This is a genomic window from Halostagnicola larsenii XH-48 (assembly GCF_000517625.1).
Classification (GTDB): Archaea; Halobacteriota; Halobacteria; order Halobacteriales; family Natrialbaceae; genus Halostagnicola; species Halostagnicola larsenii.
On the sequence record NZ_CP007059.1, the window covers coordinates 102,127 to 124,531 of the forward strand.

Here is a 22,405-nt window from a genome sequence, read left to right on the forward strand (position 1 = left end):
CTCTGTCGCCGTCCAATTCGATTCTCCGCACGCCACTCTGACACGCGGGACTTCGCTACAGACACCCACGGCCGATCGCGGGCGGCGCGCCTGCCGTCGCAGGCTGTTCCCATTTCGGGCTGGTTGCCGACGATCGAAACGCACCATGAGCACTGACACCATCCACGATCTGTTCGAACACGGCCTCGAGGACATCTACCACGCCGAACACGAACTTCTCGAGGCGCTCGAGGACCTCGAAGAACACACCGAAGACGAGGAGATCGCACAGGCCTTTGCCGACCACCGACAGGAGACCGAAGGGCAGATCGACCGGCTCGAGCAGGTCTTCGAGGAGTTCGGCGAGCCGCCCGAGAAAGAAGAGTGCGAGGGCATCGAGGGCTTGATCGAAGAGTACGAGGGGTTCCTCGAGACCGACCCCGAACAGCACGTCCTCGACTATCACAGCATGGCCGCAGCGGAGAAAACGGAACACTACGAAATCGCCGCCTACGGGAACCTCCTTCCGCTGGCCGACCAGCTCGGGCTGGACGATGCTGCGGACATGCTCGAGGAAAACCTCCGCGAGGAACAAGATGCGCTCGAGAAACTGAAAACGCTGACCGAAAACTACGATATCGAATCGATTCCGGCCCAGTGAACGAACTCGAGGGAGACCCAACGATATCGACGACCGATTCGAGGATCGAAAGCGGCCACGTCGGCGCACACGATTTTTTCGGACACGACCGAGAGATGGAAGGGGGGTTCGCTCCTCGAGTCGAGTAGGATGGGTTTTCTTCACGGCGAACAGTGGATACAGTCGAACGTGTCGTTAGGCAAAATGAATCATATATCGCGATATGATTGTCAAGCTCGTCACGGTAAATCAGAAGTTCGCTCGGAATTCTCGGGTGCTGAGTACTCGAGTGGAATTATCGGCTTTGCCAAACTCTGAGGCCGCATCGGATTACCCTTCTTCGTCCGACATCCGTAGCTACAACGCAGAAACGAAGGAAGTGCTTTCTCGAGCGTTTTCGAGGCGGGGAGACCAGTTCCCAGCGACAGTTCGCGTGAGAGGCGCGCCGTTGCAGGTGCACGCCCAACAGCCAAGGGAGACAGTAGCGGTTACAAGACCGAGGCTCGGTATCGATATGTCACTCAAAGCTGCCTTCGAAACCGGCGAAAATGACGCGACGCTCGATTCCGCGAGTACAGCCACTCAGTGGAAGCGGATTGCATCCACCATAATCGGTGGCGGTCTCGTAGTTATCGGGCTCAAGAAACGCTCGATAAGCGGATCGGTCGCCACGATTGCTGGCGGGTGGCTCCTCTATCGAGGACTCACCGGAAACAAACGTACTACGTCGAAACGCGAAACCAGCGTTGTGAGGGATTCTGCAGACGCCATCGAGACCGAGGGCGACTCCGAAATCGGAATAGACTCCGACACCGACGCTGACGCCGACACGACTCCCGACCGCGTTCTGGATTCGGCGACCGGAGGCGGTTCTAGCTCTATCGCTGCTCGAATTCGATCCAAAATGAACACGGACCCGCCACGAGTCGAACGCTCGATTACGGTGGGAAAATCACCCGAGGAACTCTACGAACTGTGGCTCGAGCCGGGAACGATAGAACAGCTCATGGGCCAGGAAGACGGGATGGTGGCGGTGAACGCGGACGACGGACGCTGGGAGTGGACGGTTTCCGGCCCCCTCGAGGGGGTGCTCACGTGGGAAACCGAACTCATCGAGGAAGAACCCAACGAGTCCCTGCGCTGGGAATCCGTCAACGGCGATCGCGTCTCGGTCGACGGAACGGTCGAGTTTCGGCCCGCACCGGCCGATCGGGGCACGGAAGTGACGCTCCGGCTGGAAGTCGACCATCCCGGCGGTTCGCTCGGTAACGGAGTCCTCAACGGGATCGGCATCGTTCCGCGAATGCTCGAGAGCAAGGCGCTCAACCGCTTCAAGAGTCTCGCCGAGACAGGAGAGATACCGTCGCTCGAGACCAACCCGTCCGGTCGAGGAACGGGAGACCTGCTGTGAAGTCCGAAGCGACGAGCCGCTCCGATGGAAATTCCTCGTGAAAAAGCGTCAGGTCGAAAGACGAAACAGGCCTACGGCGACGCCGATAGGATTTCGAAAGTGTAGACGGTTCACACATCGTGCTGTCGGACAGTGTAGACAGTTCACACATCGTGCTGTCGGACAGTGTAGACAGTTCACACAGTGTAAAGTAGTCCGGTAGAAGTTACACTCGGACAAGTGGACCGAGTACTAAAACGGACCAAAACATCGAATAAATGTGTTTTCCAACGATATAGGGTGAGAAGGGAAACGAGGCCATTGAACCGTATAGGCATTGTAAACAGTGTACACAGTGTACACATTCTACACCGTTTGGTAGTTCAAATTACAACACAATGGACCAGACAAACAGCCCCTCGACTCCCGGGAACTGCGATCGGACTCACTCACCCAAACCGTCTGACTCGAGTGCGGACTCGTACTTCCAGCCGATTTCGGCATCCGTTTTCTCGTCTCGTTCGATACCGGGGAGGTCGTCGAAAACGTCCGAAAGCCAGGCGACCCACGCGTCACTCGAGTCGTACTCTGCCGGGTAGTCCGCATAGACGCGCTCGGCCAGTTCGAAAGCGGTCGCCGTCCCCTGATCGAAGAGGACGCCGAACGCAACGCGAGCAGCCGTGCGTTCGGCATCGCTCTCCGTTCGATTCTCGAGGCCGTGGCGAACGCTGCCGAACGGTTCGGGATCCGACTCCGGCGCGTCCCGCCCGTCTTCGTCCTCGAGCCGTTCGATGACGGGAGTGCGTTCGTACATCCACAATTCCGCAATCGGCGCCGAACACTCGTCCGAAGCGGACGAATTCGGTTGTGAGGAGGGAGCGCTCGAGACAGTCGCGTCGGGATCCGGAGGGGTGACCAGCGGGAGTTCCCGAAGGCTGTCTTCGAGACAGGTTGCCCACCACTGCTCCGGCGTTTCGTAACCCGCCGGCGATTCGCTGTAACAGCCGTCGACGAGTTCGGCGGTCGTCGCGTTGCCCCAGTACGCAAGAAACGAGAACGCGGTTCGGACTGCCTGCGCTTCGTCCGGTGTCAGTGAGAGCCCCTCGATCGATCGTTCGACCGGTGGTGGGATGTCGATGCGATTGTCGCGCGCGCCGAATGGTGTGGCTCGCAAGAGCCGACGGCCGTTGTCGGTCAGTTCGTACTCGTCGCCGTTTACCTTCCGAACCAGCGCGTTATCGATCAGTTGTGCCAGATGGGACTCGAGCGTCTCCTGAGACGTATCGAACGTCGCCTCGAGCGTGTCGAACGTTACGGTTTCCTCCTCGAGCGTCTCGAGGATGGCCCGCCCGAGGGCATCGAGCGTATTCGAACTCACGTGTATACTGTAGACGGGAACGCCCTTAATTCGAACACGCTGCGAATCGCAGGTTCTGGCAGCACGTCAGTCGAGATAGGCCGTTATCAGGCGCCGTTCGATCCGCTGGAGCCGATCGCTGACCGTTCCGACGGAGAGATCGAGACTCCTTGCGAGTTCTCGATGGGTCGTCTCGCGTGGCACCTCGTAGTAGCCCTCTCTGACGGCGCGCTCGAGGAGGTCCTCTTGACGGTCGGTCAGCGCCCTCTCGCGTTGGCCCGGTCCCGTCTCGTAGGAACCGATTTCCTCGAGTTCGACCGAGATCTCGCCGGGGACGCGTGCGAGCGCCCGTTGGATCCCCGATTCCGTTCCGATCACCGTGAACCGATAGCGTTTCCCGTCCGCTGTTTGGGAGTGAACTATCGGCCAATCGAGGACGATGTCGTGTGCGTAGAGGATCGACAACAGGTCGCCGATCAATCCGATGCTCCGACATCGCAGGTACGCGACCCCGCGTCCGTTCGCGCCGGTCACGTCGTACTGAACGATATCGCTCGAGTCGGCGAGCAACCCCTCGGCAGCCGAGAGGTCTCCCTCGAGGTCGACGAGGACGACGTGCTGTCCGTCCTCGATCGGACCAATGTGACGAGTGAATTCGATACGGACGGCGTCAGAACGGGTGAATCGATCCAAAACCGGGGCGATCTGTGTATCTTGACCCCCGAGAGCGAGTGTCGCGTATCTCACCGGCGGGTCACCCACGAGTTGGTATCGTCGCTGTCCACCATTATCGTCTGGACGATAGAGGCACAGTGACCTAAGAGTGTTTCTAGCATCCTAGAAAGTAAATCCAAATCCGTTCCACCCGTAGGGACACTCGATGCCTAACGAGACACGCTCAGGTGAAACGCCGCCCGGCCCGCGCGGACTGCCGGTCGTCGGTGCGGATCCGGCGATGATCCGCGGCGGCCTGGATTTCAGATCGCGAGTAGCCGCCGAGTACGGTGATGTCGTCCACTGGGACGGAGTTCGGGGAGACGTCTACCAGCTCAATCATCCAGACGACATCGAACACGTCCTGGTCCAGAACAATCAGAACTACGTGAAAGGCGAGAATTTTCAGAAGATTCTCGGCCCGCTGACCGGCAACGGCATCCTCAACAGCGAGGGCGAGGAGTGGCGGCGAAACCGCCACCTCGTTCAGCCGGCGTTCCATCCCGACCGAATCGAAGTCTACGCCGAGATGATGACCGACTTCACGGAGGAGATGTGCCAGCGGTGGTCCGACGGCCAACGGCTACTGATCCACGAGGACATGATGGAACTCACGCTTCAGATCGTCGCGAAAGCCCTCTTCGGTGCCGACGTCGAGGACCACCTCGAGGAAATCTCCACGGCTATCGATACGTTTCTCCCGGCAACCTCGAGTCTCCCGAACATCCTCCTCCCGGAAGAAGTTCCGCTTCCCTCGCGGAGAAAGATGGACAACGCGCGCGAAACGCTCGATACGATCGTCGAGGAAATTATCCGAGAACGACGAGCGGACCCCGGCGACGATGTCGTCTCGGCGCTTCTCTCGGCGGCCGACGAGGAGGGGAACGCGCTCACCGACGAGCAGATTCACGACGAGATTATCACCCTCCTGACCGCCGGTCACGAGACGACGGCGGTCTCGCTGACCTACACGACGTATCTCCTCTCGCAACATCCGAAGGTCGAACGGCGACTCGTCGAGGAACTCGAGGGACGGACGCCGGAGATGAGCGACCTCGCTCAATTGACGTACACCGAACAGGTGGTCAAGGAGTCGATGCGGCTCTTCCCGCCCGTTCCGGCCATCGTCCGCGAGGCGGTTTCACTCGACACCGTCGGCGGCTACGAGATCCCCGCTGGGGCGACTGTCCACATGAGTCAGTGGGTCGTCCACCGCGATCCGCGCTGGTACGACGATGCCCGCACCTTTCGACCCGAACGCTGGACCAGCGAGATGGAGTCCGAACTTCCGCGTCTGGCGTATTTCCCGTTCGCGGCCGGCCCAAGACGGTGCATCGGTGACCGCTTTGCCATGCTCGAGGCCCGCCTCTTGCTGGCGACGATCTATCAGCACTACCATCTCGAACTGGTCTCCGATCGCACGCTCGAGGTGATCCCGACCGTAACGTCGCGGCCGAAAGAGGACGTCGTAATGGTTGCCCACGAACGATAAGATAAGCAACATATTGTATCAATGGACTAATTTATCGGACTATCCTACTGCCGGTCATGCCAGACAGACCCCATTCGCCGGACTGGATCGTCGAACAGCCCGGCCTGACCGCGTTCGCCCTGCTAAGCGGTCTCCTCGCGCTATTCGTGCTCCTGCCGTATCTCCAGTACGTGCTGTTCGGCGTCGTACTCGCATACATCATGTTTCCAGTCCAACAACGCGTCGAGCAGTACGTCAGGCCGACGATCGCTGCGGTAACCGTCGTCGTGGCGACCTTACTGGCCGTGCTCATCCCGCTCGTCTACACCATCACGGTCGCCGTCCAACAGTCGCTCGGGGTCGTTCGCTCTATCAGACAAGGGGATATCAACGTTAACACGATCGAGAACGTATTCGAGACCAACGGCTACGCAGTCGACCTCGTTTCCCTGTACGAGGCGAACCAGGATCGGATTGCGACAGGAATTCAAGAAATCACGACGGGAGCGCTCAATCTCGTTGGCAGCCTGCCCAAAATGTTCATCGGGCTGACCGTCACGCTGTTCGTCCTCTTTGCACTGTTGCGGGACGGAAAGCGGTTAGTCAATTGGTTCCAGTGGGTGTTGCCTATCGAAGACGAGATTCTCGAAGAGCTACGCGACGGGTTAGATCAACTCATGTGGGCCTCGGTGGTCGGGAACGTCGCCGTCGCTGGGATCCAGGCTGTACTGCTCGGAATCGGACTCGTCATTGCCGGCGTCCCGGCGGTCATCTTTCTCACCGTGGCCACGTTCATCCTCACGCTGTTGCCGCTCGTCGGTGCGTTCGGAATCTGGATCCCGGCAGCGGCCTACCTCGTAACGGTCGGCCGTCCGACCGCCGGCGCGGTAATGGTCGTCTACGGGCTATTGGTCACCTTCTCGGACTCGTATCTCCGTCCGGCCCTGATCGGTCAAACAGCTGCGTTCAACTCCGCCATCGTCGTTATCGGCATCTTCGGCGGACTCATCGCCTTCGGGGCCGTCGGGCTGTTCATCGGACCCGTCGTCCTCGGCGGCGCGAAGCTCACCCTCGACGAATTCGCTCGAGAACTCACCGGAGACCCAGACCCCGCCCAGTCGCTCGAGAGTACCGATCGTTCATCGTCCGAGTGAGGCCGTACCGATAAACGGCTCCATTCGGAAAACGAGAATCAGACACATGCGGTACGTCCAACGTGAAAGATGACAGCACGTATTTGCGTTCGATCCCCGCCACCCGCGCGTTAGTGCCCAGAGGCGAGATGAAGACCGACGATCCCAACGACGATGAGACTAATACAGACTACCCTGGCCAGCGAGGCCGGCTCGTCGAAGAGGACGATTCCAAGCGAAGCAGTGCCGACAGCTCCGATACCAGTCCAGACTGCATATGCCGTCCCGACGGGAAGATCCTTGACCGCCTGAGCGAGAAGAATCATGCTAATAACGAGAGCGAGGACGGTCCCGAGCGTGGGCAGCGGCTTCGAGAGTCCATCTGAGTATTCGAGCCCGACAGCCCAGCCGATTTCGAACAGTCCCGCGACCAGTAAAATATACCACGACATTTCGTCTCGGGTCTACACATCCACTACGGCTAAAATTTCTGTTCGTAGCCGACACACCAGATAGTCGCACTTTCGGAGGACGATTTTGATGGGTGACTTATGGGCAGTGTAGCTGACTGTGAATGGGCTGATCAGTAGAGCTTGCGTATTGACCGTGGTGCTTGATGCGGATAGTTTGTGAATAACATAGTAGACACTGCTACGCACAGCCCCATCACAATTATCGCATTCGACGGAGAGTGACAGATTATGTTCCCAGAATGCATCGAGACGGAGCGTCTTCAACTTGAACGGATTTCACACAGTTCTATTGACGTATTTGACCTTTATGAACTCTACCGCGACGCGGATGAGGCCGAGGAGATGTTCAAATATTGGGATTCTCCTCCCCATAAGACGATGAAAGAAACGCATGATTATGTCGATCAGGCCGAACAGTTATGGGGCGAGAGAGAGGGTGCGAAGTACGTGATTCGACCGAAGCAAGGAGAAGACGGAGCAAGTGATATTGCTGGCACAACAGGGGTATACCCAGAATGGGAAAAACGTTCTGCCAACCTGGGTATCCTTTTAGATAAACGATTTTGGGGACGGGGATACTCTGGAGAGCGGGCTGATGCCATTCTCTCCGTCGTGTTTGACCGGCTTGACCTGGAGCTTGTTGTTGCCTCTCATATCGACGGGAACAAACAGTCTCAACAAGCAATCGAAAAGTATGTTGAACGGTATGGGGGCCAATACGATGGCCTTCTCCGTAATTGGCTTTCGATGCCAGATACTGTTGCTGACGTTCACAGATATACGATTTCGAAAGAGCAGTATTTCGAAGCGACCAACGCTAAGTAGCTCCCCTGTACCTACCGATCAGTACAGAGGGTATATCCAGCAGTTTGACGCTACTCAATTGTCACCCTGAAGTGAATCACGGTCACGGACCGGAGATCTCCCTACGCCGAAGGCTGAGCGGGTTGTGCCGGCCCAGTGAATCAGTATGTTCGAAGTCACTGGGGACAGAGGAAATACACATGAATCGTTCCAACTCGCCCGAAGCGGGGTTCATCCACCCGGACGGGGCTAACGCCGAAGCCGTCCGGGACCTCGCCGAGGACGTTCTTGATCAGCTCCTCGAACAGCTCGGAGCGGCGGAAGAGCGGTCGCCGTTACCAGACGAATCGACCGTCCCTACGGTCAGGATTCCAGCGTCTCCACGGTCCCAGAACGACCTTCTCGGCGACCTCGAGACGATCGTTGCGGGATCGATGAACCCCGCTCATCCGGGATACATCGGCCACATGGACACGATGCCGACGACGGTGTCGGTGCTAGGTGACCTCGTCGCATCGGCAGTCAACAACAACATGTTGAGCGTGGAGATGTCGCCAGTATTCTCGGAACTCGAGGTCCAGTTGATCGAGACCATCGCCAGCGAGTTCGGCCTCGGGCCCGACGCTGGCGGGATCCTCGCCAGCGGCGGCTCGCTCGCGAACCTTCACGCCCTGGCAGTCGCCCGGAACCACGCGTTCGACGTTCACAAGGGTGGACTCACCGGACTGGATCGCAAGCCGGTGTTGTTCGCGTCCGAGGTGGCACACACGTCGCTCCAGAAAGCCGCGATGGTGCTCGGGCTCGGGACCGAGACCGTCGTCGCGGTCGAGACGGACGCGGACTCCCGACTGAAGCCGAGCGCGCTGAAGCGGGCGGTCGAACGGGCCGAACGAGGCGGCTGCGTGCCCTTCTGCGTCGTCGCGACCGCTGGCACGACCACGACGGGGAACATCGATCCGCTCCCGGCGGTCCGTGATATCGCCGATGAACACGACCTGTGGCTACACGTCGATGCAGCCTACGGCGGTGCCCTCGTCTTCTCCGAGGCCGAGCGTGGACGACTCGACGGGATTGAGGCCGCGGACTCGGTTACGTTCAACCCCCAGAAGTGGTGTTACGTCGCGAAGACGTGTGCGATGGTACTGTTCGCCGACGCCGACGTACTTCAGGAGGATTTCCGAATTGGGGCACCGTACATGCGGGGCGACGATGCGATTCCGAATCTCGGCGAGCTGAGCGTCCAAGGGACCCGGCGAGCGGAGGTCCTGAAACTCTGGCTCACCTTCCAGCACCTCGGTCGCGAGGGACTCGGACAGTTGATCGACGAGAGCTACCGCCTGACGGCTGTGATTCGCAACCGCGTCGCCGAACACGACGCGTTGGAGCTGGCCAGCGAGCCAGAGCTGAACCTCGTCTGTTTCCGTGCTGCGCCCGACTGGTGTCCACCAGACGAGCAGGATGCGCTCAACGGGCGGCTCCAGCGGCGGCTGCTCTCCGAGCAGGATATCTTTGTTTCGCTACCGACCTATAGGGACAACCGGTGGCTCCGGGTCGTCCTATTGAATCCATTCACCGACGAGACGACGCTCGACCGGCTGTTCAACGGGATCGACGTGTTTCTGGACGCGGAACGACCGTAGTCTGCTGTACGTGACTTCGTGAGCGATACGCAGTACTACTTAACAGATGTTCCGATGGGTAGGTTGAGTGAACTAAGATATAGCTATATGGAGTTTATAGATGCGCTGTATCGGACGATAGTGGAGACCGCTCGAGACTGCTCCGCACCTACTCGTCGTCAGACTCGCCACGGGCAGCGAGAAGTTCGTCGATCAGCCCATCCGTATCGTCGGCCGCGAGCCGAAAGGCCGCGTCGTAGAACTCTCGGCCCGTCAAGTTTCGCACGTCGTGTTCGGTTCGTAACTGTGCATCGACGAGTGCGCGAGCATCCTCGAGATCGTCTATCGTTTCGGGCCGCACGTAGACCGTTTTCTTCGTCGTATCGTCAAACGGAAACGCCGCCGGCTCCGAATCAGACACACTCTCCTCGCGTTCGAGTTCGTCGGTGTCCGACTCACTCGTCGTCTCCTCGACCGATTCAGGTTCCGGCTCCTCGTCCTCGACGGCGCTTCCCAGACCAGCGAACCGATTATCATCAGGCACCGAGGACACCTCCGCGTTCGACGACCGCCGCAAGCGCATCCAGCCGCTCGAGCATGTCACTCTCCGGATCGTACTCCGCGAGCGGGACCCCTTCACGCCATGCACGCCGGAACGCGATGCGTTCGCGAATTCCCGGTCCGGGCGAATCCGGATCGTCGAAGTGATCGGTGCGAGCGAACTCGGGGAGATACTTCCCGAACTCCGACTCCTCGAGGTTGCCGATAATACGCTTTTCCTCGTTGTCCCCGGAGAGCGCGTTCGGTACGATGGCCATGATATCGAGGTCGATCTCCTTTCTGATCGGCGTGATCTGCTGGGTGTACATGCGCTCGAACCCGCTGACGCTCGGTTCGCTCATCCGGAGCGGTACGATCACGTTCTGCGTCGAGATCAGTGATGCATCCGCGAGCGGACCCAGATTCGGCGGCGAATCGACGACGACGTAATCGTACGTGTCCTCGAGGACGGGATCGATGATCTCGTTTCTGATCCAGAGCTCGCCGAACGTCGCGCTCCGAATGCTGTTTTCGACGCTATCTAAGTCCTCGTTGGCCGGGAGCACGTCGAACGAGCCGGCCTCCCGGATAACGTCTCCGAGCGTCGTCTCGGAACTGTCCTCGAGAACGTGTCCGATGTGGACATCGTTTTGGTAGGCATCGGCGAGGCCGACACCTTCCGTCGCGTTTCCTTGCTGGTCGAGGTCGACCAGCAAGACGTCGTTCGATCGATTTGCGAGCCGTTCTGCGAGATTGATCGCAACCGTCGTCTTGCCGACGCCGCCTTTTTGCAAAGCGACGCTTACGGCGCGTTGGTCACTCATATTGGTTAACACCTCGTTCGCCGTCTCCACCGTCGAGGCCGTTTTGGCAGTTCACACGGCTCGAGCCTTGTAGAAGGTTCACACATTGTAGACGTTCTACAAAGTTTGCGCGTTGCGGACTGCGGAGTGTATGGGTGGGGCGGGTGTCTGAACGACACACCATCGATGAACAGCGAAAATCGATCGTCCAGAGGAAACGGTTCCAAATTCGAGCGAACCGCCTACCCCACATCGCTGACAGCCCATAACGTCTAAGCTTTTTACACAGTGTAGAAGGCCTACGCCGTGCAAACTGTGTACACAGTTTATAGGTTCGGAGTTGGGGCAGTAGCGCGATAATTATCCAAAGAATAGCCTGTAGAGCGGCTATACCTTTGTTCAAGCACGAACGCCGTGTACACAGTGTGGACATTGTATCCTAGTACTCGAGCGACACCGCGAGCCGGGTCCAGTGGAAACGTCGAATGACAGCAGAATCGTCACAGTGAGATGACTTAACACTGCCGGAAACGTTCACACAGTATACAGCGTTTTAGATGTTTACACATTGTACGCTGTCTAGAATAAGACCACAAAAGAGCCGTTCCTTATACGAACACCGGTCGAAAGTTCACACAGTGTAAACCTTGTGGAAATTCGAGATGGGATAGACAGTACGACATCCAGAACGTGTTCTAACTCGACAGTCCACATCGTCCGCACAGCGAGAACAGTAGAGACGTTCGAGACAGTTACAACATCGTACGCGTCTTCCGAGGTGCAAACCGTTACCGAAGTTTGAGACGTGAACACATTCTACACTTCGCAAACATTGTAAAATGTCCTCGACGGAATAGATGTAATTCGAACCGTGCAGCGAGAGGAGTCAATGAAATCGAACACGGAAGATATGGACTGACAAAGTCAAATCCACACAGTGTACAAAGTGTGAACAGTTCGAGAGCGTCCCCTTGAAGGAATTTGTCTCTGGAACTGGGTGATGAACTCCCGTGACCAACCATCAAATTCTGCCGCGTAACACACACTGTTCAGGTCTATGAGGACATCCCAAGCACATCACGACCTGCTCTTGCGCAAACTGAGCTACTAGCGAGTGTCTCAAACGATCACTCAAAGCACACAATCAAGAAGGATTTGTTACTGTTCCCAGATTATTGGTAACTACCATATGTACGAAGTGCTCGACGACACAACGGCTCAGGTCATCCTCGCTATTGAGAGTGGTGACTCCATCCGTCGTGTCGCACAGCACATCCATACGCCGTACGAGACGGTGAGACCAGCCGTCAACCGGCTCGAGGATGCAGGTTTGTCCGCTATAATAACGGACTTTCGGTCGCCGACGACCGCTGCAGATCGTCCTCGACCCTCGGCCGACGCTCGAAATCGAGCATGTCGAAGGCTACCCGGTAATCTCGAGAACGATCGAATATATGCGCGAGCACTACGCCCAGTTCCAGTCAGCGCTGGCGATGCTCGAGCGAATGTACGACGACCTTGACCTCGGTGTCGCCTATCGGGAGACAGAACGGGCGCAAACATGAGTTTCCACAACCGGAGTGATTTCGGGACAACAGCTGTCTCGACGCAAACACTCACAGCCCTCTAAGAGTATCTGTCTGAACAAGCTGATCAACTGGGTTGACAACGGTTAGGAGGTTTACACATTGTACAATGTGTACAAAGTGTAGACTTCGTATACAGTGTGCGAATTGAGCGTGGAGTTCGTGCGAGATCCGATCGCAAAATATGATGCGCTAGATGAAATCGGTCCGCCGTCTGGGATAGCTCGCTCCAACAAAACTCTCAGACGGAGAAACTAATTCAGTGGTTAAGTAGCCCCAAACCCTGCACGGTGGGGAGATTCCAGTCGTAAGTAACCGCGACTAACCGAGTCACGACAGTAACAACTGCACACACTCCGGCAGCGGTACTTCCGGATGCTCCTACGGTGCCTGCGATAACGTATGCACCCGCGCCGAACACTGCACAACTCGCGTAGAAATCGTCAAAGAGGATAAACGGAGACTTGTCGAGAAGGATATCTGCAAACGCGCCACCGCCCACCGCATTGATCGTTCCGATGGCGACGACGCCGAATGCCGAAACGCCCGCCTCCGTTGCGACGATAGCACCAGTCGTCGTAAAAGCGGCGAGGCCGATAGCATCCGAGACGAGCGTGATCGGATGGGTATCCGGAGACGGCAAGACGACGCTCAATGCGATCGCTAGGCTAACGCCGAGTAATCCCAAACCGATTTCGATCGGGGACTGAAGCGCTAATGGTACTCGAGTCACGAGGAGGTCCCGCGTCGCCCCACCGGCAAACGCCATTGCCAGTCCAACGATAGTAATTCCGAATACGTCGAACTCCTCACGGATCGCCTTCGATGATCCGACGAGTGCGAACGCGACCAGGCCGATCGTGTTCATAACAGCAAATGGGTCCCCGAATAATACTGTGATGAGATCCTGACTCACTGGTGGGGGCTACGAGAGCAGTTCTCTTGAGTGCTACGTATGCGATGCTCTCTTCGCGATCCACCTGGACCGTAACACAGGCGATCGCTATATGATCCGGATTGACTGTTGCCAATCCGCGTCTCTTCCGGCATCACCTCTCGACAGGCTCTTTGAGCCGATATGGGATCAAGGCACACCAACAACGTATCAATTTACGAATTGGTTGTGTGTCTCGAGGCGAATATTCAAGGGTCCGTGACAGAAGTGTACAGGTAATGAACGAGGCGCGCGCGAATGGGGGTGGCCTGCAGTGAGTGACGAGCGTGAGGTCGTCGTCGGCGAAGCGTCGGACGGAACCGACGTCACGATTCCCGTCGTCGAACTGCTGACCGGACGGGGGTTCGTGACCGGAAAATCAGGGAGCGGAAAATCGAACACGGCATCGGTGATCGCCGAGGAACTCCTCGAAGCCGGGTTCCCGCTGTTGATCGTCGATACCGACGGCGAGTACTACGGTCTCAAAGAGGAGTACGAGATGCTTCACGCCGGTGCGGACGAAGAGTGTGACATCCAGATCGGACCCGAACACGCAGAGCAGATGGCGACGCTCGCACTCGAGGAGAACGTTCCCGTAATCCTCGACGTGTCGGGATATCTCGACGAGGAGGTCGCCAACGAACTCCTCCGTGAGACGGCGCGGCAACTGTTCGTAAAGGAAAAGAAGCTCAAAAAACCGTTCTTGCTGGTCGTCGAGGAGGTCCACGAGTACATTCCCGAGGGCGGGGGTATGGACGAGACCGGAAAGTTGCTGATCAAGATCGGCAAGCGCGGCCGAAAGCACGGCCTGGGCATCCTGGGTATCAGCCAGCGACCCGCAGACGTCAAGAAAGATTTCATCACGCAGGCGAACTGGCTCGTCTGGCACCGACTAACCTGGGAGAACGACACCAAGGTCGTCGGCCGGATTATCGACAGCGAGTACTCCGAACTCGTTTCGGAACTCGGCGACGGACAGGCCTACGTCCAGACCGACTGGAACGACGTGGACGTTCGAAAGATCCAGTTCCGACGCAAGCGGACGTTCGACGCCGGCGCGACGCCGGGTCTGGACGATTTCGAGCGCCCGGAACTCAAATCGGTCTCCGATGCACTCGTCGGCGACCTTCAGAAAATTTCCGAGCGAAAGCAACGCGAGGAGAGCCGGATCGAAGAACTCGAGCGCAACCTCGAGAAGCGCGGGGACCGAATCGAAGAACTCGAAGAGGAACTGAGAAACGCACGGGACATCTCGAGCGTTGCCCAACAGATGGCCGAGGCGTTACAAAATCCGGATAGCGTCCAGACCGAACTCCCGCAGTCGAACGACGAAATTCGACGGCTGCACGACGAACTCGTCGAACTCGAGACCAAACACGAAGAACTCGAGGCGGAACTCGAAGAGAAAGATCACGTTATCGACATCCTCCAGGACAAACTCGAGGCCCAGCGCGGCAGAACGGAAAATCTCGCCAAGCGAAATCGTGCACTCAAAGACCGGATCGACGAAATCGAGGGGGGCGAGGGCGAACAGACGATCGTCCAGGCAGACGCAGATGACTTCGAATTCGGTTACACAGACGTAACAGAGGGGCTTACGGTCGCGGATTCCCAGATTATCGTCGCGGACGAACAGCAGAACGTCGACGAGCTGCTCGAGACGACGCCGATCGACGACCGTCTCAGCGCCGCCTGCGATCAGTCCCGGTGTTCGCTCGAGACGAGTCGGATGGTCATCAAAACGCTCGCCCAGGCCGGTCCGTTGACCACTATCGAAGTGGCCAGCCGCGTCGACCGGTCCACCGTCGCGGTACAGAGCCTGCTTTCGGAACTCAGGACCCAGGGTGTCGTCGGTCGACCCTCCGAACGAACGTACCAACTCGAATCCGACATTCTCGAGGCGCTAAAAGCGACGGCAAAAGAGGAGTAGCAGGATCGCAGAGCGTGCGAACGAAAAGCAGTAAACCGTAGAATTCACCAGGTCAGATCGTCTCCGACCGCTTCGATGGCAGCCGGATCGATGTGTTGATGAACTGGGAGGACGACCGTCGACTTCGAGAGCGTGTTCGACGTTTCGTAGGCCGGATTATCCATGACTGACGCCGAAAGCCGCGGCCAGGTGTGGGCACCGTCGACGCCCACCTGCTCGAGTTCCCACATGAATTCCGACGGATCCGTGACACGGACCGGAAACACCTGTGGGCAGATTCCGTCGGGCAGCGTGTCGAAAACCGGGACGACGTCAGAGCGTGACTCGAGGACGCGCTGCCACGCCGAAAAGTTGGCCCGGCGGCTGGACCGTATCGACTCGGGATCGGCGTCGACGAAAACTCGGTGTGCCAGGTTCGACATCTGGGATTTTTCGTTCTCGTAGCGATTTCTCGGTGACGCCGTCACGCGTCCCACGCCGCTGCCGCTGACGAGTGTGTCTACCGATTCGCGGAGTCGAGCGTTTCGATCGAACAGTTCGAACGCGATCGATTTTATGAGAAACTGACAATCAGTTGTGTCGAGTCGGTCACGGACGCCTTCGTACCTGGATGGCGTATACTCCGTGGCGAGACGATCCGAATTGAGGTATAACAACGCGCCGTTCGGAATCGGAAGCTGTTTCCAGAGACTCGTAATTCCAATATCACCGTAGGTTCCGAGTAACCTGCCGTCGTCCACACTCAACGGTGAGTGAGCGTTGTCGTCGATGTGATAGCACTCGTACTCGCTGGTAATCGACGAAATCGTCTCGAGACCGGGCTGGGGAAAACCGAAGTAGTTGACCGAGATGATCGCCGCCGTCTCGGTATCATCGCCGCCGTCTCGGTATCGATTCGACTCCGAAGGTCGTCCACGTTGGGACCGAGCGATTCTGTGATCGCATAAAATCGAGGCTCGAGGCCGAGTTCGACGATCGGTTCCGCGACGGCGTCGGGGAGGTACGCCGGGAGGAGGACGTTCTGTCCGGCCGTCGAAATCGTTTTCAGGCCGTCCCGAAGCGCGATCTTACCTGATCCATAAAAAGCGTACGCGGTTACGTATTGCTCGAGAAGCGATTCGAAATCCGCGGGTCGGTGACTCGAGAGAGCCCACAGAGACAGCGACGGGGTTGCACTGATCATAGAGCTGCCTCCGAACGCTCGGCGAGCAGGTAGCGTCCCACCACGTACGCGGTACTGAACGATCACCACCTTAGTGATGGTGGGAATACCATCTTCGCGAGCGAATCAGGCAGTGCTTACTGTCGAATGGTGGAGACGGGACCGGACAGCATCCACAGGAGAAGCCCGTTCCTACGATGACCCAGTCATCGCATAACAAAGCCGAAACCGATCAACTGCGTGCCTATGGAAGGTACGGACGACGATTGTAAACTTCTCGTCATCGGCATCGATGCCGGGTGTCTCCCGGTATTGCAGCCGTTATTCGATTCCGGAATCACGCCGACGATACAACGACTCGTCGAGGGCGGTGCGAGCGGACCGCTCGAGTCCCAGATCCCGCCCTGGACTGCCAGCGCGTGGCCCTCGATGTACACCGGGAAGAATCCCGGTAAACACGGCGTGTTCGATTTCCTGTCGTTCGACGGTTACGAGTGGGACGTCGTTAATTCGACGCACGTTCGCGAGCGGGCGGTATGGGAACTGCTGAGCGAGAACGGGATCACGAGCGTGGTCGTTAACGTCCCCGTTACGCACCCACCACGGACGTTCGACGGCGCGCTCGTTCCGGGGATGACGGCCCCCGAGGATCCCGACTGTCACCCGGAGGGGCTGCTCGCGGACATCAAATCCGAATGTAGCGGGTATCAGGTGTACCCGCAGGGCGGAAACTACTCCGACGGTGAGATTGCGGGCTACGAGGAAACGATCGAACGCCGTGGCGACGCGTTTCGATATCTCTGCCGGCGCTTCGAGCCCGGATTCGGATTCGTTCAGTTCCAGCAAACTGATTCCGTCTTTCACGAACGCCCAGGCGATACGGACGCGATCGAAGCGGTCTACGGTGCCGTCGACCGGGAGATCGAAGAGACACTGGACGCCGTCGAGCCCGAGAACGTCCTGCTCGTCAGCGATCACGGAATGGGAACGGTCGATGGCCACGAATTCCGGGTCAACGAGTTCCTTCGCGATCGCGGGGATCTCGTCGCCCAAAGCGGCGGAGAGGGAATGCCCGACTGGTCGCAAGCCTGGCGAAACGACCTGTTAGACGGGGAGGAGGCGGGAGATCACACGCCTGGCATGTTCGAACGCTCGATGAACGTCGCTGCAAAATTCGGTATTACGACCCAGCGGATCGCGAACGCGCTCGACACCGTTGGGTTGAAAGAGCCGATCGGGAAGCGAGTTCCCAACGATATGATTCGCGCGGCGAGCGAACAGGTGAATTTCCCCGAATCTTCGGTATACGTCCGCTCGAAGAGCGAACTCGGCCTCCGGATCAACCTCGAGGGACGCGAGCCGAACGGGCAGGTTCCAGCATCGGAGTACGAGTCGTTCCGGACGGAGTTAATCGAGGAGTTACGAGCGGTCCGAACGCCCGACGACGAGCCGATGTTCGAGGCGGTCGAACCGCGGGAAACGTACTTCCACGGCCCCGAAATCGAGAATGCACCGGACATCCTCACCGTTCCGAAGGGATTCGACAACGCGATTGTTGCCGACCTCGATAAGGAGACGTTCGGCGAGCCGATGGAGCCATGGAACCACAAGCGGACCGGCATCGTCGCTGGCGCGGGTTCGGCGTTCGACGAGAACGCATCGTTGACGGACGCGACGATCTTCGACGTCGCACCGACGATCTGCTCGCTGTTCGACGTGTCAATCGATTCGGCGATGGACGGCAACGTTCTTCCATTCGTCGAAGCCAGCGACCGAGCGGAGTACCCCACCTACGAGCCGGAACCGATCGCGGCGACCGAACAAAGGGCCGTCGAAGAGCGACTCTCGGATCTCGGTTATCTCTAAGATGAGTATCGATATCAGCGTCCTCGATATGGAGACAGATGCCACAGAGTGGAACCGTTACGTCGAACGGTCGCCGGGAACGAACCCGTTCTTTCGGACCGAGGCACTCGAGTTACAGGCCGCGGATTCGGACACGACACCGCACCTGCTCGCGGGATTCAAAGGGCAGGAAGCGGTCGGACTCTTTCCGGTATTCGAGTACAATAAGGGGCCGATCACGGGCGTATTTTCGCCGGCTCCGTTCTCGTGGTCGTGTTACCTTGGGCCCGCCCTGTTGAACGTCGACAAACTCAAACAACGAAAGGCCGATCGTCGAACGAAACGGTTTCTTGACGGCTGTCTCGAGTGGATCGAGACGGAACTATCGCCCGTCTACAGCAAGTTCGTCGCCGCGGAGTTTCCGGACATTCGCCCGTTCACCTGGAACGAATACGATGTCGAGCCGGGCTACACGTACGTGCTCGATCTCGACAAATCGACCGACGAACTACTCGATCGGTTCAGCAGTGACGCGCGTTCGAACATCCGAAATGCCCCGGAAGATCGGTACGTCGTCGAAGAAGGTACGGTCGACGATATCGACCGGATCGTCGATCAGGTTCGAGCACGGTACGAGAGCCAGGGCCAGTCCTACCAGATGAACAACGGCTTCGCTCGCTCGCTGTACGAGCACCTTCCCGACGGCGCGATACGACCGTACGTTTGCCGCGTCGACGGTGAATTCGTCGGCGGCATCCTCGTCGTCGAATCGGAGACGACGCGTTACCGATGGCAGGGCGGCGTAAAACCCGACATGAACGCGGACATCTCGATCAATGATGTCCTCGACTGGCACGTGATCCGGGACGGGGCCGAAAACGGGGTCGAGCAATACGACCTCGTGGGTGCTGGAGTACCGAGCATCAATCGCTACAAAGCGAAGTTCAATCCCGAGCTGCAGTCACAGTATACCATAACGAACGGAGCCTACGGAGTGGATCTCCTGATCGATCGATACCGAAAATTCCGGTGAGAAGACAGCCAGTCACTCTTGACCTCCTCCCGCGCCTGAAGACGCGGGTATGCGCTCGCACTATGTGTCACAGATTCGATAGACGGACTGGCGTGCGTCGTCGAGACTGACCCGACTATCGACGATTCCCTCGGCCTCTAACTTTCGCAATCCGTATCGAACGGTGCGCGAGCAGAGACGCGATTCGACCACGAGCGCTTCCTGTGTCATCGGTCCCTCGTACTCGAGCACTTTGTAGACCAATTTTGCGCTCGGTGATAGCTCAGTCAGCGGCGCGTCGGTACTCGAGGTGTCGGTTGGAGAGACTGTGCCTGAGACCTCCGGGGAATGTGATGATGTCATTGGTATCGGTAATTGACGAGAGAGTCCCGATTAAGTCGGAACGAGGCGGCCTATCGCTCGAGCTAATTGCCAACGCGAGACGGTAAGATAGCTTTGATCGTTCCGATCTGTAGGTTAGTATTATAATTGTTCTCCGTACGGAATTCGATAGTGGACGTTCCCTTCAACGATCACATATCGAACGCCGATATACTCTCGCAAACTCAGACTTCAACAAACTTGGACAGCCATCGAGATTCTAACGATCGCGATCAGGTCGACGAATAGAGCGCCGAAATGGAGCCATACACGAATCCGCTGTGGACAACTGTGTGAGTAGTACAGCCTACACAGAGAACGATCGAGTGACTATCGCTTCCACCATGGCCAAACCTGTCACATGTGTATTACTGACCCGGAGGTAGTCATAACATAGTAACGGCTGTCCGAACACAGGTACAGATATGTTTGGAACAAGCGGCATTCGCGGTCGCGTCGGTGAAGACGTGACGGCAGCACTCGCACTCGAGATCGGGCGCGCGCTCGGTTCGGAAGGGTACGATCGGGTCGTCATCGGACGGGATAGCAGAGACAGCGGCTCGATGTTGCTCGACGCCATCGCTGCCGGGTTGTGTGAATGCGGTGCCGACGCGCTCGAGATCAAAGGCGAGATCGCAGCCACCCCAACGATCGCCCGGGCGGTCGGCTGGGCCGATGCCGACGCGGGAGTCGTCGTCACCGCCTCGCACAATCCCCCCGAGGACAACGGGATCAAACTCTGGACGCCGTCGGGGAAGGCGTTCGGCCCCGACCGGCGGGCCGCCATCGTCGAACGGGTCGAATCGGAAGCTGTCGACTCTGCCGCGTGGGACGAAACTGGAGATCGGACGACGCTCTCGGGGGCAACGGAATCGCACGCATCCGCAATCCGCTCGAGCGTGAATCTTCGAGAGCCGCTTTCGGTCGTCGTCGACGTCGGGAACGGAGCTGGTCAGATAACGGCGACGGTGCTCGAGCAACTGGGGTGTACGGTCCGGACACTGAACGCCCAGCCGGACGGTTCGTTCCCGGGCAGACCGAGCGAGCCGACCGCGGAGACGCTCGAATCCCTCGAGACGCTCGTCGGTGGGAGCGATGCGGACCTCGGCGTCGCCCACGACGGTGACGCCGACCGGATGATGGCCGTCGACGAGACCGGAACGTTCGTGCCGAAAGATTCGTTGCTCGCGCTATTCGCTCGCGAGGAAGTCGGCGACGGAGACCGCGTTGCAGCGCCGGTCGATACGAGTCTGGCCGTCGAAGACGCACTCGCCGCCCGCGGCGGCTCTCTCGTCCGAACGAAGGTCGGGGACGTGTTCGTCGCACAGCGAGCGACCGACGCGGACGTCGTCTTCGGGGGCGAACCCAGCGGCGCATGGATCTGGCCCGAAGAAACGCTCTGTCCCGACGGGCCACTGGCTGCCGCCAAACTCGTCGAACTGGTCGCGGCCAGTGGACCGCTCTCGAGCCTCGAGTCCGAGATCGACTCCTATCCGATTCGCCGAGGAGCCATCGAATCCGACGACAAATCCCGCCGGATGGACGACGTCGAACGTCGAGTCCTCGAGACGTACGACGATGTCGACAACCGGGATGGTGTGCGCGTCGAAACCGAAGACGGCTGGTTCTTGCTCCGGGCGAGCGGAACCCAGCCCATAATCCGGGTTACCGCGCAAGCGCGTGAGAGCGGCCGCGCCGCACAGTTGTACGAGGAGGCGACCGAGCTCGTCGGGGAGTAACGCGATCGGCAAAACGAGGACCTACTGCAGGCTACGAAGCGGAACAGACTCGAGGTCGCGACGATCCGAGACGAGAGGCTTCGAGGCTTGTGACGCCACGGTTGGGTCTATTCGAGACTATCAGCCTACGGCACCAGGATTCGACAGGAACGGCAGTTCTGTACGGACCACCCGAGGACGAGACTCGCTATCGGTCTTCTTCCGGAATGTAATCGGACGTCTTCATCTCTCGGTACGTAGAACAGTCGGGACAGGCGTGGACGACATCCCGGTTGTCTCCGAACACGCGTGCGAACTGGCGCGTGACCTGATTCCCACAGGTGACACAGCGGGGCGCGGTCGTTTGTTGGCCAGCAGTCATCGGCGTCCACTTGGTTTCGGTTGGTTCCGTCGACATCATCAGTTCATTTCGACAGGATACTATTTACTATAGGCTGCATAACGTCGACCGAGTTGTCGAGCGTTTCTTTCATCTGTCATTAATCATACCTAAAGAGTGTCTATAAATCCGTATTGTTACCGTCCCTATCAGCGGAAATTCTATATTTCCGAACCGTAATACGTTGTTTCACCGGTCGTATTCTACCGAATTCCATCCCTGCGACGACCACGTGGAGAACACCGATATCGCCCCACCGGATCGTTCGACCGACTCGAAGACAGACATCCCGACCAGGTACCAGAACCCAGCAGCTACCGATGAAGTGGCCGTGGCCAGTCAGTGTTAGTGACCGAGATCCATCGGCGTGACCAGCGGCTGGGTTTGTTTATCAGGTGCTACGTTTATACCCCGGTAAGCGCGATATATATGTGGAGGGCGTCCCGAATTTTCGCGGGAAAATCCCTCCGTTACCGATTCCGACGTCGACCGAGGACGTAAAACCCCGCACAGA

The 22,405-nt window shown here is 58.3% G+C and carries 20 protein-coding genes and 1 pseudogene; 11 read left to right on the forward strand and 10 right to left on the reverse strand.

Annotation, left to right across the window (positions count from 1 at the left end):
- Positions 1 to 145: 145 nt before the first annotated feature.
- Together HALLA_RS19655 and HALLA_RS19660 are read left to right on the forward strand one after the other, a co-directional pair.
- Positions 146 to 640 (forward strand): DUF892 family protein, encoded by a 495-nt coding sequence (locus tag HALLA_RS19655; RefSeq protein WP_049955199.1) that lies wholly within the window; start codon positions 146 to 148, stop codon positions 638 to 640.
- Positions 641 to 1,133: 493 nt separating this feature from the next.
- Positions 1,134 to 2,030 carry an SRPBCC family protein gene (locus tag HALLA_RS19660; protein ID WP_049955200.1) on the forward strand — a complete coding sequence of 299 codons (897 nt, stop codon included), beginning with the start codon at positions 1,134 to 1,136 and terminating at the stop codon, positions 2,028 to 2,030.
- A gap of 424 nt (positions 2,031 to 2,454) precedes the next feature.
- On the opposite strand, the gene HALLA_RS19665 is transcribed toward HALLA_RS19660, so the two are convergent.
- A complete protein-coding gene (locus HALLA_RS19665) occupies positions 2,455 to 3,387 on the reverse strand; it encodes a hypothetical protein (protein WP_049955201.1) in 933 nt (310 codons plus the stop codon).
- 66 nt (positions 3,388 to 3,453) lie between these two features.
- The gene (locus HALLA_RS19670; protein ID WP_084569155.1) at positions 3,454 to 4,113 is read right to left on the reverse strand and encodes a helix-turn-helix domain-containing protein; all 660 of its coding nucleotides are present in this window, start codon (positions 4,111 to 4,113) and stop codon (positions 3,454 to 3,456) included.
- Positions 4,114 to 4,246: 133 nt separating this feature from the next.
- Here HALLA_RS19670 and HALLA_RS19675 point away from each other — a divergent pair, with 133 nt between their 5' ends.
- Positions 4,247 to 5,572 carry a cytochrome P450 gene (locus HALLA_RS19675; RefSeq protein ID WP_049955203.1) on the forward strand — a complete coding sequence of 442 codons (1,326 nt, stop codon included), beginning with the start codon at positions 4,247 to 4,249 and terminating at the stop codon, positions 5,570 to 5,572.
- A gap of 56 nt (positions 5,573 to 5,628) precedes the next feature.
- Positions 5,629 to 6,705: an AI-2E family transporter gene (locus tag HALLA_RS19680; protein ID WP_049955204.1), complete on the forward strand. Its 1,077-nt coding sequence runs from the start codon at positions 5,629 to 5,631 to the stop codon at positions 6,703 to 6,705.
- Between the two features lie 110 nt (positions 6,706 to 6,815).
- Here HALLA_RS19680 and sugE read toward each other — a convergent pair whose 3' ends face one another.
- A complete protein-coding gene (gene sugE, locus HALLA_RS19685; RefSeq protein WP_049955205.1) occupies positions 6,816 to 7,136 on the reverse strand; it encodes a quaternary ammonium compound efflux SMR transporter SugE in 321 nt (106 codons plus the stop codon).
- Positions 7,137 to 7,385: 249 nt separating this feature from the next.
- Here sugE and HALLA_RS19690 point away from each other — a divergent pair, with 249 nt between their 5' ends.
- Both HALLA_RS19690 and HALLA_RS19695 read left to right on the forward strand, forming a co-directional pair.
- Positions 7,386 to 7,982, forward strand: coding sequence for a GNAT family N-acetyltransferase (locus tag HALLA_RS19690; protein WP_049955206.1), 597 nt, complete (start codon positions 7,386 to 7,388; stop codon positions 7,980 to 7,982).
- A 179-nt stretch (positions 7,983 to 8,161) separates the two neighbouring features.
- Positions 8,162 to 9,601, forward strand: a complete 1,440-nt coding sequence (locus HALLA_RS19695) for a pyridoxal phosphate-dependent decarboxylase family protein (RefSeq protein WP_049955207.1) — start codon at positions 8,162 to 8,164, stop codon at positions 9,599 to 9,601.
- Positions 9,602 to 9,749: 148 nt separating this feature from the next.
- Here the strand turns inward: HALLA_RS19695 and HALLA_RS19700 are convergent, their stop codons facing one another.
- Positions 9,750 to 10,124 (reverse strand): hypothetical protein, encoded by a 375-nt coding sequence (locus HALLA_RS19700; RefSeq protein ID WP_049955208.1) that lies wholly within the window; start codon positions 10,122 to 10,124, stop codon positions 9,750 to 9,752.
- Entirely contained in the window at positions 10,117 to 10,944 is an 828-nt protein-coding gene (locus tag HALLA_RS19705) for a ParA family protein (RefSeq protein ID WP_049955231.1), read from the reverse strand. Before HALLA_RS19705 ends, HALLA_RS19700 begins: the two co-directional genes overlap by 8 nt.
- 1,168 nt (positions 10,945 to 12,112) lie before the next feature.
- Here HALLA_RS19705 and HALLA_RS20330 point away from each other — a divergent pair.
- Positions 12,113 to 12,488, forward strand: a pseudogene (locus HALLA_RS20330) (hypothetical protein).
- 280 nt (positions 12,489 to 12,768) lie between these two features.
- On the opposite strand, the gene HALLA_RS19710 reads toward HALLA_RS20330, so the two are convergent.
- Positions 12,769 to 13,377 carry a trimeric intracellular cation channel family protein gene (locus tag HALLA_RS19710; protein WP_394298883.1) on the reverse strand — a complete coding sequence of 203 codons (609 nt, stop codon included), beginning with the start codon at positions 13,375 to 13,377 and terminating at the stop codon, positions 12,769 to 12,771.
- A gap of 340 nt (positions 13,378 to 13,717) precedes the next feature.
- On the opposite strand from HALLA_RS19710, the gene HALLA_RS19715 reads away from it, so the two are divergent.
- Positions 13,718 to 15,373 (forward strand): ATP-binding protein, encoded by a 1,656-nt coding sequence (locus HALLA_RS19715; protein WP_049955210.1) that lies wholly within the window; start codon positions 13,718 to 13,720, stop codon positions 15,371 to 15,373.
- Positions 15,374 to 15,417: 44 nt separating this feature from the next.
- On the opposite strand, the gene HALLA_RS19720 is transcribed toward HALLA_RS19715, so the two are convergent.
- Entirely contained in the window at positions 15,418 to 16,227 is an 810-nt protein-coding gene (locus HALLA_RS19720) for a DegT/DnrJ/EryC1/StrS family aminotransferase (RefSeq protein WP_339325771.1), read from the reverse strand.
- Positions 16,116 to 16,556, reverse strand: a complete 441-nt coding sequence (locus HALLA_RS21745; protein WP_339325769.1) for a hypothetical protein — start codon at positions 16,554 to 16,556, stop codon at positions 16,116 to 16,118. The genes HALLA_RS19720 and HALLA_RS21745 overlap by 112 nt, the downstream gene beginning before the upstream one ends.
- Positions 16,557 to 16,781: 225 nt before the next feature.
- Between HALLA_RS21745 and HALLA_RS19725 the strand changes: the two genes are divergently transcribed.
- Both HALLA_RS19725 and HALLA_RS19730 read left to right on the forward strand, forming a co-directional pair.
- Complete coding sequence (locus tag HALLA_RS19725) at positions 16,782 to 18,401, forward strand: alkaline phosphatase family protein (RefSeq protein WP_049955211.1); 1,620 nt, start codon at positions 16,782 to 16,784, stop codon at positions 18,399 to 18,401.
- Between the two features lies 1 nt (position 18,402).
- The gene (locus HALLA_RS19730; protein WP_049955212.1) at positions 18,403 to 19,413 is read left to right on the forward strand and encodes a lipid II:glycine glycyltransferase FemX; all 1,011 of its coding nucleotides are present in this window, start codon (positions 18,403 to 18,405) and stop codon (positions 19,411 to 19,413) included.
- Between the two features lie 60 nt (positions 19,414 to 19,473).
- On the opposite strand, the gene HALLA_RS19735 is transcribed toward HALLA_RS19730, so the two are convergent.
- Positions 19,474 to 19,755, reverse strand: coding sequence for a MarR family transcriptional regulator (locus HALLA_RS19735; RefSeq protein WP_242406264.1), 282 nt, complete (start codon positions 19,753 to 19,755; stop codon positions 19,474 to 19,476).
- 443 nt (positions 19,756 to 20,198) lie between these two features.
- On the opposite strand from HALLA_RS19735, the gene glmM reads away from it, so the two are divergent.
- Positions 20,199 to 21,512: a phosphoglucosamine mutase gene (gene glmM / locus HALLA_RS19740; protein WP_049955213.1), complete on the forward strand. Its 1,314-nt coding sequence runs from the start codon at positions 20,199 to 20,201 to the stop codon at positions 21,510 to 21,512.
- Positions 21,513 to 21,699: 187 nt separating this feature from the next.
- Here glmM and HALLA_RS19745 read toward each other — a convergent pair whose 3' ends face one another.
- On the reverse strand, positions 21,700 to 21,909 hold the full coding sequence (locus HALLA_RS19745) for a DUF7563 family protein (protein ID WP_049955233.1): 210 nt from the start codon (positions 21,907 to 21,909) through the stop codon (positions 21,700 to 21,702).
- Positions 21,910 to 22,405: the final 496 nt, after the last annotated feature.